This window comes from Micromonospora sp. NBC_01699 (assembly GCF_036250065.1).
Lineage (GTDB): Bacteria > Actinomycetota > Actinomycetes > Mycobacteriales > Micromonosporaceae > Micromonospora_G.
The window spans coordinates 4,029,422-4,041,043 of record NZ_CP109199.1; the positions used below are offsets into that span (position 1 = coordinate 4,029,422).

Annotated in this window: 5 protein-coding genes; 4 read left to right on the forward strand and 1 reads right to left on the reverse strand. The window is 73.1% G+C overall.

Annotated elements, in window-relative coordinates; translation table 11 throughout:
* Positions 1-12 precede the first annotated feature (12 nt).
* Genes OG792_RS17580 through OG792_RS17595 form a run of 4 tightly spaced genes read left to right on the forward strand, consistent with a single transcriptional unit; the run spans position 13 to position 10,499 of the window.
* Positions 13-5,577: a non-ribosomal peptide synthetase/MFS transporter gene (locus OG792_RS17580; RefSeq protein ID WP_329110896.1), complete on the forward strand. Its 5,565-nt coding sequence runs from the start codon at positions 13-15 to the stop codon at positions 5,575-5,577.
* A gap of 1 nt (position 5,578) precedes the next feature.
* A complete protein-coding gene (locus OG792_RS17585; RefSeq protein WP_329110898.1) occupies positions 5,579-7,141 on the forward strand; it encodes a class I adenylate-forming enzyme family protein in 1,563 nt (520 codons plus the stop codon).
* Positions 7,138-10,257, forward strand: a complete 3,120-nt coding sequence (locus OG792_RS17590) for a non-ribosomal peptide synthetase (protein WP_329110899.1) — start codon at positions 7,138-7,140, stop codon at positions 10,255-10,257. The genes OG792_RS17585 and OG792_RS17590 overlap by 4 nt, the downstream gene beginning before the upstream one ends.
* The gene (locus OG792_RS17595) at positions 10,254-10,499 is read left to right on the forward strand and encodes an acyl carrier protein (protein ID WP_329110900.1); all 246 of its coding nucleotides are present in this window, start codon (positions 10,254-10,256) and stop codon (positions 10,497-10,499) included. The genes OG792_RS17590 and OG792_RS17595 overlap by 4 nt, the downstream gene beginning before the upstream one ends.
* A 152-nt stretch (positions 10,500-10,651) precedes the next feature.
* Here OG792_RS17595 and OG792_RS17600 read toward each other — a convergent pair whose 3' ends face one another.
* A complete protein-coding gene (locus OG792_RS17600) occupies positions 10,652-11,515 on the reverse strand; it encodes a TylF/MycF family methyltransferase (protein ID WP_329110901.1) in 864 nt (287 codons plus the stop codon).
* Positions 11,516-11,622: the final 107 nt, after the last annotated feature.

Here is an 11,622-nt window from a genome sequence, read left to right on the forward strand (position 1 = left end):
GAGGCACACCGCGTGACCGAGGTCGACCTATCCGTACGGCCGGTGGCGGCCCCGCCGCCGGTGATCCCTCGTCTGGCCGGCGGCACCGCCCCGCTCTCCCTGGGGCAGGAACGGCTCTGGTTCATGGAGCAGCTGCGCCCCGGCAGCGCCGCCTACGTCATCCCGAGCACGGTGCGTCTGCGTGGGCCGCTCGACCCCGGTCTGCTCGGCCGCTGTCTCGACGCGGTCGCGGCCCGACACGACAGCCTGCGGATGCGGTTCACCCAGACCGCCGACGGCAGCCCGGCGGTCGAAGTGGCCGTGTCGGTCACCGTGCCGCTGCTGAACACGGACGCGGTGAGCGAGGAGCACGCCCGTACGCTGGTGGCCGAGGCGGCCCGGCAGCCGTTCGACCTCGGCACCGCGCCCCTGTTCCGGGCGCTGCTGATCCGGCTGGACGACGACGACCACGTCCTGCACCTCGCCACCCACCACATCGTCACCGACGGCTGGTCGTTCGACCTGCTGCTCGGCGAACTGTCCGCGCACTACGCCCACCACGTCGACGGCCGACCGCTGCCGCCCGCCCCCACCGTCCGGTACGGCGACTACGCGGCCTGGCAGCGCGAACGCGTCGACGGCCCGACCGTACGCGGCCAACTCGACCACTGGCGCGAGGCGCTGGCCGGCGTACCACCGCTGGAGCTGCCCACCGACCGTCCCCGACCGGCCGAACAGGACCACGCCGGGGCGACGTACCGGTTCACCCTCGACGCCGAGCTGACCGGCGGACTGCGCCGGCTGGGCCGGTCGGGGCGGGCGACGCTCTACATGACGCTGCTCGCCGGGCTCCAGGCGCTGTTGTTCCGCCAGTCCGGGCAGCGCGACTTCGCGATCGGCTCACCGGTCGCCGGCCGGGTGGTCCCCGAGCTGGAACGCCTGATCGGACTCTTCGTCAACACGCTCGCGCTGCGCGCCGACCTCTCGCCGCAACCCGGCACCGACGGCGACGCGGTCGACGAACCGAGCTTCGCCACCCTGCTCGGACGCACCCGGGGCACCGCCATCCGAGCCCTGACCCGCCAGGAGATTCCGTTCGAGCGGCTGGTGCAGGAGCTGCACGTTCCGCGTGACGTCAGTCGGGCACCGGTCTTCCAGGTGCTGTTCGCGTTGCAGAACTACGCCCGCGGCGGCCAGGGCTGGCCGACCGGCCTGGTCAGCGAGAGCTTCGGCACCGGGATCAGCGCCGCCCGGTTCGACCTGGCGGTCTACCTGTCCGAAGCCGCCGACGGGATACGCGGCAGCATCCTCTACAGCACCGCGCTGTTCGACCAGGAGACCGTCGCCCGGTTCGCCGACCAGTACCGCAACCTGCTCCGCGCGGCGGTCGCCCGGCCCGACGTACCGCTGGTCGACCTCGACCTGCTCGGCCCGGCCGGACGCGACCGGGTGCTGGCCCTCGGCGCCGCACCGCCGCCGCCCGGCTCGGCACCGGCCGGTCCGGCGACCCTCGCCGACCTGGTCACCCCGCACGCGACCGACACACCGGACGCGACAGCGGTGGTCTGCGGCGCCGACTCGGTGAGCTACCGGGACCTGGACCGGCGGGCCAACCGGCTGGCCCGGTTCCTGCGCCAACACGGCGTCGGTCCGGAGTCCCTGGTCGGCGTCTGCCTCGAACAGTCGGTCGACCTGGCCGTGGCACTGCTCGCCGTGCTCCGGGCCGGTGGGGCGTACGTGCCGCTCGACCCCGAGCAACCGGCGGCCCGGCTGGCCACCATGCTCGCCGACGCCCGCCCGTCGATCATCCTCACCGACACCGCCCTGCGGCCCCGGCTGACCCCGGTCACCGACGCCCCGCTGGCCTGTCTGGACCTGCTCCGGGCCGAGATCGCCGCCGAACCCGACGACGCGCCGCCCGGCGGGCCGGGTCCGGACAACCTCGCCTACGTCATCTACACCTCCGGCTCCACCGGCACCCCGAAGGGGGTGGCGGTCGCCCACCGCCAGGTACGGCACTACCTCGACGGCATCGCCGCCCGGCTGGACGTCGCGCCCGGCGCCCGGTACGCACTGCTCCAGTCGATGTCGTTCGACTTCAGCGTGACCGTGTTCTACCTGGCCCTGGCCACCGGTGGGTGCGTACACCTGGTGCCGCGTCGGTGCACCGGGGCCGAACTCGCCGACGAGTTGCGCGAGCACCGGATCGACTACCTGAAGATGACCCCGTCGCACCTGGCCGCGCTCGCCGCCGACGTGCCCACCGGCGCGCTGCTGCCCCGGCGCGCGCTGCTGCTCGGCGGGGAGTCGTCCGAACTGGCCTGGGCGGCCGGGCTCGCCACCGGCCCGGCCACGGTGGTCAACCACTACGGTCCGACCGAGGCGACCGTCGGGGTGACCACGTACCGGATCACGTCGACCGACACGGGACCGGGGCCGGCGCCGATCGGGCGCCCGCTGCCGTACGCCGGGGTCTACCTGCTCGACCACCGGTTGCGTCCGGTGCCGGTCGGCACCACCGGGGAGATCTACCTCGGCGGCGACCGGCTCGCCCGGGGCTACCTGAACCAGCCGGCGCGCACCGCCGAACGCTTCGTCGCCGACCCGTTCGGGCCGCCCGGCGGCCGGTTGTACCGCACCGGTGACCTCGGCCGGTGGCGGGCCGACGGCGAGTTGGTCTTCCTCGGGCGGGGCGACCACCAGGTGAAACTGCGCGGCTACCGGGTGGAGCTGGGCGAGGTCGAGGCCGCCCTGCGGGAGCGGACGGACGCGGTGCAGGCGGCCGTGCTGCTCCGCGACGACCGGCTGGTGGCCTACCTGGAACGGCGGCCGGGCGGCGACGACAGCGACCCCGCGACGATCCGGCGGGCGCTGGCCGACCGGGTGCCCGAGTACATGATCCCGAACCGCTACATCTGGTTGGACCGGCTGCCGTTGCAGGACCACGGCAAGGTGGACCGCAACGCCCTGCCCGCACCCGGCCAAGACCAATCAACCGGTACGCACACCGCGCCGGACGGCCCGGTCGAGACCACCATCGCGGCGGTCTGGCAGGAGGTGCTCGGGCTCGACCGGATCGGCGCCACCGACGACTTCTTCGACCTCGGTGGACACTCGCTGCTCGCCACCCGGGTGGTGGCCCGACTGCGCCGCGAGTTGCCGGAACACACCGCCGCCGGCCCGGTCCCGGCGATCACCGTGATGGACCTGTTCAAGCACCGGACCGTACGCGAGCTGGCCGAACTGGTCACCGGCGGCACCCGCGACCCCGGTGGGCTGCTGCACGAGCTGACCCCGCCGGTGCCGGCCGGTGCACGGGTCCGGTCCCTGGTCTGCGTGCCGTACGGCGGCGGCAGCGCGGTGGTCTACCAACCGCTGGCCGACGCGCTGCCGGCCGGGCACCGCCTGTACGCGGTCGCCCTGCCGGGGCACGACATCGGTCTCGACGACGACCCGAGGCCGATCCCGGAGGTGGCCCGCGCGGTCGCGGACGAGATCATGTCCACCGTGGAAGGACCACTGGCCCTGTACGGCCACTGCGGTCCGGGCGGCGCGCTGGCCGTCGAGATCGCCCGGCTGCTGGAAGCCGCCGGGCGTGACCTCGACGCGCTCTACCTCGGCGGGGTGTTCCCGTTCGCCCGGCCGGTCGGCGGCGTGCTCGGGCCCCTGCTGCGCCTGCGGCTGGCCGAACGGATCCGCAGCGACCGGATCTACCGCACCTGGCTACAGGCCCAGGGCGCCGACATCGGGGCGCTCGATCCGGACCAGGCCGCCTTCCTGATCCGGGCGATGCGGCACGACGCGCGGGTCTCCGAGGACTACTTCACCGCCCTGGTTCACCGGCGCGTCGCCCCACTGCGGGCACCGATCGTCTCGGTGGTCGGCGACCGCGACCGGGGCACCGAGTACGCCGAGGAACGGTTCCGGGAGTGGCACTTCCTCAGCGACCGGACCGCACTCGCGGTGATCGACGAGGGTGGCCACTACTTCCTGAAGTACCGGGCCGCCGAGCTGGCCGAGATCGTCACCACGGTCGACCGACGGCTGGACGAGCCGCCGCCGACCGGTGCCGTACCGCCCGGGGTGGATCCGGGCTGGCAGCTCGGCGCCGTCTCCCGGCGCGGCCGGTTCGCCGCCCCGGCCACGACCCCGCCACCAGGGGCGACACCGGAACACGGGGTGTCGGCGGCGGTCGGGGACGGTCGACCGGCTCGGATCCCCGAGCCCAGCATCCGCCGGTTCGCCCTGGTCGCGGTCGGCCAGATCGCGACCATCACCGGAACCGCGCTGACCAACTTCGCGCTGCCACTGTGGATCTACCTCGACACCGGGTCGCTGGTCCGGTTCGCCCTCTTCGCGGTGCTGGGCCTGGTGCCGGGCCTGCTCGTCGCCCCGCTCGCCGGAGCGCTCATCGACCGCACCAGCCGACGCCGAATCATCCTGCTGGCCTGCTGCGCCGCCGGTGGGGCCAAGCTGGTGGTCGCCGCCCTGCTCTTCACCGACCGGGCGCAGGGGTGGCACTTCTACGCGCTGGTCGGCTGGCTCTCGGTGGCACTGGCGTTCCAACGGCTGGCGTTCGTCTCCGCCGTACCGCAGCTGGTGCCGAAGCGCTACCTCGGGCACGCCAACGGGGTGGCCCAGACCGCCACCGGGCTCACCCAGTTCATGGTGCCGCTGATCGCGGTGGCCCTGCTGGAGGCGGTCGGGCTGCGCGGCATCCTGGTCATCGACGTGGTCGCGTACGCCTTCGCGATAGTGGTGGTGCTCGCCATCCGGTTCCCGGACACGATGGCCCTGCGCCGCCGGGAGGGCATCGGCGCCGAGATCGCCAACGGGCTGCGCTACTCGTGGCAGCGGCGCGAGTTCCGGGCGATGCTGGTCTTCTTCGCCCTGCTCAACCTCTTCCTCTTCCCGGCGCTGTTCCTGCTCTCCCCGCTGGTGCTGGGCTTCGCCGAACTGCCCGAGGTGGCCCGGATCGCCCTGGTCGGCGGGCTCGGCGGGGCGGCCGGCGGGCTGACGATGCTGATCTGGGGCGGGCCCCGGCACCACCGGATGCGGGCCGTGCTGATCGGCACCACGGTCCTGGCGGTCGCCTGTGCGGTCACCGGGATCCGGGCCGACGTGACGGTGGTCGCCGCCGGGGCGTTCGGGATGTACCTCGCGCTCGGCATCGTCAACGGCATCTACGCCACGATCGTGCAGACCAAGGTGCCGCAACAGTTCCACGGCCGGGTGTTCGCCCTCAACCAGATGGTGGCCTGGTCCACGCTGCCACTGGGCTGGGGCGTGATCGCCCCGCTGGCGACCAGGTGGGTGGAGCCGCTGTTGCAGCCCGGTGGGGCGCTGGCCCCGACCGTGGGCGCGGTGATCGGGGTGGGACCCGGTCGGGGCATCGGCCTGCTCTACGTCGTGCTCGGGCTCTGCATCGGGCTGACCGCGGTGGTGTCGCTGCGTACCCGGGTGTTGGCCCGCTTCGACGACGAGGTGCCCGACGCCCCGCCGGACGACCTGCTCGGCATCGAGGCCCGGCGGGCCAGGGCCGGCGCGGCCGATCCCGCCACCATCGACCACCCGGTGACCCGGACGAATGGGAGCTGACATGACCCGTACGGTGAGCGAACGCGCACTCGCCGGCCGGACCGTACCCGAGGTGTTGAGCTGGCGGGCGGCCGTGCACCCGGACCGGGTGGCGATCGAGGTGCACCGGGTCGCCACCCTCACCTTCGCCGAGTGGGAGACGGGTGCGACCTCGGTGGCCGCCGCCCTGCGTCGGCGCGGGCTGGCCGTCGGTGACCGGGTCGGCCTGCGCTTCGGCGCACCGGACTGGACCGACTTCGCGGTGGCGTACTGCGGGGTGCAGCGGGCCGGCGGGGTGGCCGTGCCGCTGTCCGACCGGCTCGCCGCCACCCAGGTACGGCAGGCCCTGGAACACTGCGCCGCCACCATGTTGATCCACGGCACGGATGCCGACCCGATCCGCACGGCGGTGCCGGGCGCGACCGTGGCCGAACTGGTGGCGGCCGGTAGCGCCGCGCCGTTACCGTCGGCCGAGGTCACCGTGCGTCCCGAGGACCTGGCCCAGATCCTTTACACCTCCGGCACCACCGGCCGCCCGAAGGGTGTCGGCGCGACCCACGCGAACCTGACCGTCACCGCACCCACCCACCCCCGCCGGCTGGCGCTGGGCCACTCCGAGCGGTTCCTGCACGCGTTCGCGATCGGCACCAACGCCGCCCAGACGATGCTGTTCAACGCGCTCACCGCCAAACCGACCGCGCTGACCCTGCCCCAGTTCACCCCGGCCCGGTTCGCCCGGCTGATCGAGACCGCCGGCACCGGCACGGCCTTTGTCGTCCCGTCGATGGCGATCGAACTGCTGAACGCGGGCGTGCTGGACGGGCGGAACACCGCCGGGGTGCAGTTGATCGGTTCGACGGCGGCACCGTTGGCGCCGGCGGTCGCCGCCCGGCTCGCCACCGCGTTCCCGAACGCCGTCATCGTCAACTACTACACCTCGACCGAGGCCGCGCCCGCGCAGACCACGATGATCTTCAACCCGGCCCGCCCGGACGCCGTCGGCCGGGCCAGCGCGGGCGCGCTCATGATCGCCGACGAGCAGGGGCGGGCGCTGCCCGACGGCGCCACCGGACAGGTCTGGCTGCGCTGCCGCCACCCGCGCGCGTACTTCCGGGACGAGCAGGCCAGCCGCGCGACCTTCCACGGCGAGTGGGTACGGATGGGCGACGTCGGACGGATGGACGCCGAGGGCTACCTCTACCTGGCCGACCGACACGAGGACGTGGTCAAGTCCGGCGCGTTCAAGATCTCCACCCTGGAGATCGAGGCGGCCCTGTACGAGCACCCCGGCATCGCCGAGACTGCCGTCGTCGGGGTGCCGCACCCGGTGCTGGGCAGCAGCGTGGCGGCCGTGGTCGTACCGCACCCGCAGGCACCGGGTGACGAGCTCACCCTGCCCGCGCTGCGCGCCTTCCTCGCCGCCCGGCTCGCCGACTACCAACTCCCGACCCGGTTGCTGGTGGTCGACCGGCTGCCCCGCAACGAGGGCGGCAAGGTGCTCAAACGCCAACTCGTCGGCCAGTTCGAACAACCCCCGTCCGCACCGACCCAGGTCACGCACAACCATTCCCCGGAGGGCCCGTGAACACCGCACCGACGACGTACGCCCAACACGCCGTCTGGTTCACCGAGCAGGCCGGAGTGGCCGGCACGGCGTACCACCTGGCGCTCGGCGTCCGGTTCGACGCGGGCCTCGACCGGCCGGCGCTGGCCGAGGCGTGCGCCACGGTCATCAGCCGGCACGAGGTGCTGAGCACGGCGATCGAACCCGATCCCGACGGGGCACCACGACTGGTCCCCGCCGCGGAGAAACTGACGCTCACCACCGGCGACCTGACCGACGAGCGGGTCCGCGCGGAACTCACCCGGCCGTTCGACCTCGGCCGGGGACCGCTGGCCCGGTTCACCCTGCTGACCGGCCCGGCCGACCGGCACCTGCTCCTGGTCGCCGCCCACCACCTGGTCTTCGACGGCATGTCCAAGGACGTACTGCTCGACGAGCTGGCGGCCGCGTACCGGGCGGCGGTCGCCGGTCGGCCGGTCGACCTCGGGCCGGCTCCCGACCCGTATGCGGGACACGCGACAGCCGAACACGACCGGGTCGCCGCCGACCTGCCGTCGGCCCGGGAACACTGGGCCGCCCGCTGGTCGGCTCCCGGCGACGTGCGGCTGCCCGGACTGCACCGGGTGCCGACGGCGGCCGAACCCGGAGCGAGCGTCGAGTTCACCCTCGACCCGGACCTGGTCACCGGCGTCGACCGGGTCGCCCGGGAGATCGGGGTGACCCGCTTCGAACTGCTGCTCGCCGCGGTGCACACCCTGCTGGACCGGTACGGCAACCGGGACCTGCCGGTCGGCGTCGCCCTGTCCACCCGTACCGCCGCGACCGCCGGGCAGGTCGGACTCTTCGTCAACGAACTGCCGGTGCACCCGCCCGCGCCGGCCGACACCTTCCGGGCCCACGCCCGGTCGGTCCGGGCCGGGGTACGCGAGCTGTACCGGTTCCGGCACGTCCCGCTCGCCCAGGCGGTCGGCGGACTGCGACCGGCCCCCGCGCTCACCCCGGTATCGGTCGGCTACCGGCGACGCGGCGCCGCCCCGGACTTCGCCGGGCTCGACACCACCGTCGAATGGACGATGTTCAACGGCACGGCCCGCAACGCGCTGCACGTACAGATCGTCGACGGGCCGGACGCGGTCACGGTCAGCCTCCAGCACAGCCCCACCGCGATCGACCGGGAGTCGGTCAACCGGATCGGGGCGCACCTGCGCACCGTACTGGCGGCGGTGGTCGACGAGCCCGATCGGCCGATGCCGACGCTGCCGCTGCTGCCACCGGGTGAGCTGTCCGACCTGGTACACGGGTGGAACGCCACCGACCGCGAGCACCCGACCGACGCCTCCGTCCCCGCTCTGTTCGCCGCCCAGGTTCGGCAACGACCGGACGAGGTCGCGGTGGTCGACGGGGACCGGCTGCTGACGTACGCCGAACTCGACGCGCGCAGCGGCCGGCTCGCCGCGGTCCTGCGCCGCCGGGGCATCGGCGCCGGCGCGCTCGTCGCGGTCTGCCTGGACCGGTCCTGGCAGGCGGTCGCGGCACTGCTCGCGGTGCTGCGCGCCGGCGCCGGCTACGTGCCGGTGGACCCCGGCTACCCGCTGCCCCGACAGGAGCTGATCCTCGCCGACGCCGACCCCGCGCTGGTCATCGCCACCGTCTCGACCGCCGCCGCGCTCGACCCGCGCCACCCGGTCCTCACCCTCGACGACCTGGACCTCGACGGATCCGCCCCTGCTCCTACCCCTGTTCCGGCGCCGGACGACCTCGCCTACGTTCTCTACACCTCCGGCTCGACCGGCCGACCGAAGGGCGTCGCGGTACGCCACGACGCGCTCACCAACCTGCTGCTCGGCATGGGTGACCTACTGGGCAGCCAACCGACCGACCGCTGGCTCGGGCTCACCTCCCTGTCGTTCGACATCTCCGCCGTCGAGGTGTTCCTGCCCCTGGTCACCGGGGCCCGTGTGGTGGTCGCCTCGAACACCCACGCCGCCGACGGGGCGGCCGTCTGCCGACTGATCCGCGACCAGCGGATCAGCCACGTACAGGCGACCCCGTCGGGCTGGCGGATCCTGCTCGAAGCCGGGCTCGGCCGGGAACAACCGGGGCTGCCGGCCGTCGCGCTCGCCGGGGGCGAGGCGCTGCCACTGTCGCTCGCCCGCGACCTGCGGCAACGGGTGGCCCGCCTGGTCAACGGGTACGGGCCGACCGAGGCGACGATCTACGCCACCGCCGCCGAACTGCCCGAGAACCCGGACCGGGTGACCATCGGTCGCCCGCTGCCCAACGTCCGCGCGTACGTCCTGGACGACCACCTGCGGCCGGTGCCGGTGGGCGTGCCGGGTGAGCTGTACCTCGGCGGCCGCGGCGTCGCCAACGGCTACCTGCGCCAGCCCGACCTCACCGACGAGCGCTTCCTCCTCAGTCCGTTCCCCGCCGACACGGGTGCCGCTGCCTCGGCGTCGGCGTCGGCGTCGGGGCGGCTCTATCGGACCGGTGACCTGGTGATCCGGCTGCCGGACGGGCGACTCGACTTCGTCGGCCGGGCCGACCAGCAGGTGAAGATCCGGGGTCACCGGGTCGAGCTGGGCGAGATCGAGGCGGGGCTGTCGGCACATCCGGAGGTGGTCGCGGCGGCCGTACTGCTGCGCGACGGCGGGACCGAGCAGGCCGAGGCGACGCTGGTCGGGTACGTGGTGCCGCGCGGCGCCCCGCCCGAACCGGCCGCGTTGCGTACGCACCTGGCGCGGACGCTGCCCGCCGCCATGCTGCCCAACGCGTGGGTGTTCCTGGACCGGTTGCCGCTCACCCCGAACGGGAAACTGGACCGGCCCGCCCTACCCGAGCCGGCGCGTGACCGCGCCACCGCCCCGCAGACCGATCCATCGGAGGCGGCGACCGGCGTCGGTGACGACGAGGTGGTCACGCAGATCCGCGCGATCTGGCAGGACGTACTCCAGATCGACGAGATCGGTCTGGACGAGGATCTGTTCGACCTGGGCGGTCACTCGCTCACCATCACCCGGATCAGCGGCCGGATCCACCAGCGCCTGGGCGTGGAGGTGCCGCTGGACGTCTTCTTCGACACCCCGACAATCGGGGAGATCGCCGAGTTCGTACGACGTTCGGAAGGTGGACGATGAGCGGGGACGACACGCTGCGGCTGCGACTGGCCGAGCTGATCAACGAGGTCACGGACGGCGCGGTCGCCACGGAGGACGTACTGGTCGGCGGCGCCTCCCTGGTTGCCCTGGGGCTGGACTCGCTGGGCCTGCTCCGCCTGATCGACGCCATCGAGGCCGAGTACGACGTAGAACTCAACCTCTCCGCCACCGGCCGAACCCTCAACACCCTAGAAGACCTAACCACCGCCCTAACCCCCTAACCCCTCCCCTCCCTCCCCCCTCCCCCCCACCCCCAAGCTCGTCGATCTAGGGCATATACGTGTGATCAGAGATCAACTAGCACGTATATGCCCTAGATCGACGGGGAGAGGGGCGGGGGCACGGGGGGGGAGGGAGAGGGCAGGGCGGGGGGTTAGTGGGTGCGTTGCCAGTAGCGGCAGGTCCAGTCGACCTGGTGGAGGGGGTCGGTTATGCCGAATTCGGTGCGGAAGTTGTCGACGGCCTGGCGGCAGCCGCGTACGGCGTGGTAGTCGTCGATGATGACGTAGCCGCCGATGGAGAGCTTCGGGTAGAGCGACCGCAACGCCACGTCGGTGGAGTCGTAGAGGTCGCCGTCGAGGCGCATCACCGCGATCTGCTCCACCGGTGCCTGCGGCAGGGTGTCCTGGAACCAGCCGGGCAGGAAGCTGACCTGGTCGTCGAGCAGGCCGTACCGGCGGAAGTTGCCCTTGACCTGGTCCATCGACACGGCCAGGAACGGCACACTCCACAGTGCGTCCTCGACGTCCTCGACCCGGCGCGGGTCGGGCTTGGGCAGGCCACGGAACGAGTCGGCCACCCAGACCGTACGGTCGTGGTCGCCGTACGCCTTGAGCATGGCGCGCATGAAGATGCAGGCGCCGCCCCGCCACACCCCGGTCTCGATCAGGTCACCGGGTACGCCGCGTTCGAGCACGTCCCGTACGCAATGTTCCAGGTTGTCCAACCGACGCAGGCCGATCATGGTCTCCGCCTCCGGCGGCCAGTCCCGGCCGTCCTCGCGTGCCTCCGCGCTGAACGGGAAGCGGAGCACCAACTCCATGCCGCGCTGGTGCAGCAGCCGCTGACCCCGGCGGTACACCGCACCCCGCAATGACCGGCGGCGGGGCTGGAACGGGGTCCAGGTCTCCCCGAAGGCGTACCGGGTCAGGGTTTTCTTCAGCAGGTCGGTGTAGAGCTGACGGGGGTCGTCGGTGGTCGGCTCGGCAACCTGCGCCGGGGACAGGAAATCGGTCATGTTCGTTCGTTCCTTCGTTGAGGTGTCTTCTTCTGCACTGGTCGCGCCGGGCGCTGGTCGTGCCGGGGCGTCACCACGCTGGGCACGCCGCCGGTGCTGCTCGACGG